General features: G+C 68.4%; 1 protein-coding gene. It reads right to left on the bottom strand.

Translation table 11 applies throughout. The features are described 5' to 3' along the window. Positions 1–147: 147 nt before the first annotated feature. The gene (locus HGR_RS14950; protein WP_006299197.1) at positions 148–960 is read right to left on the bottom strand and encodes an SDR family oxidoreductase; all 813 of its coding nucleotides are present in this window, start codon (positions 958–960) and stop codon (positions 148–150) included. Between the last annotated feature and the right edge of the window lie 209 nt (positions 961–1,169).

The raw sequence follows: 1,169 nt of genomic DNA, 5'->3' as shown, positions 1-1,169 counted from the left end.
CATCGGCATCGGCATCGGCATCGGCATCGGCATCGGCATCGGCATCGGGGCGGGGCACCAGGTGCGCCCAGCGTTGTACCCATTCGGAGACCGCTTGGGGGGCGGCGCTGGCGTGCGCCTTGATCGGCGGGTTGCTAAGTAGGCTGTTCAATGGGGCTTGACCTCGTCCTTGAGCGCAGCCAGCGCGATGTGTTCCACCACGCCTGGCGCAAGCAGCTTGAGCCAGCGTCCGAGTTTGCCCTGAGTGGTCATCACCACCTCGCGCTGGCGGCGCGCCATGCCACGCAGGATGATGCGGGCGCATTCCTCCACGGGCATGGCCTTGTCTTCCCGCAGCCCACTGCTGCCCGCAGCCTCGCCCCGGGCGTTGTAGCCACGATGGCGGGTGCGCGTGGCCACCACGCCAGGGTAGACGGTGGTGACACTCACGCCGGAAGGTTTGAGTTCCGCGCGCAGCGCCTCGAAGAAGCCGCTCAGCGCGAACTTGCTCGCGCTGTAGGCGGTGCGTCCGGGCACGCCGACCAGGCCCGCCAGCGAGGACACGGCAACGATGCGACCGCGTGAAGCGAGCAGATGGGGCAGGGCCGCATGCGTGCACCAGACACTGCCCCAGAAGTTGATCCGCATCACGCGCTCGTACCAACCCAGATCTTCGGCCCTTACCTCGGCGAACAGGGCTTGGGCCGAAACGCCGGCGTTATTGACCAGCGCGTCGATCCGGCCGGTCTGCCGCACGGCCTCGCCGATCAGCGCGCGGCACTGGGCTTCGTCCGACACGTCGGTGGGCACGACCAGCGCCTGCGCACCGTGCTGGCGGCATTGCGCGGCCACGGCGTCCAGCGCGTCGCGCTGGCGCGCGGCCAGCACCAGGGTGGCCTTTGCACCGTGCTCGGCCGTGAGCTGACGTGCCAGCTCGGCGCCAATGCCGTCCGAGGCACCAGTGATCACGAAGGTCTGCATGGTGGAACGTCTCCGGATATTGTTTGTTGGTGCGCTGACCGGGGCCATCTTGCCGCAGCCCCATGGTGGCTCCAGGAGCCTGGACGTGCATGCCAGGCTCGGTGAGCGAGGCTTAGAAACAAGCCCAGATCTGGTCGGCCAGCGTCACCATGAACTCGGGCCGCAGGTAAAGCGCGAACGCCGCCGCCACCGCCGCGAGTGCGGCGGTC

The organism is Hylemonella gracilis ATCC 19624, from assembly GCF_000211835.1.
GTDB lineage: Bacteria > Pseudomonadota > Gammaproteobacteria > Burkholderiales > Burkholderiaceae_C > Hylemonella > Hylemonella gracilis.
Note: the sequence above shows the minus strand (reverse complement) of the source record. Positions and strands in the feature narration are given on the sequence as shown.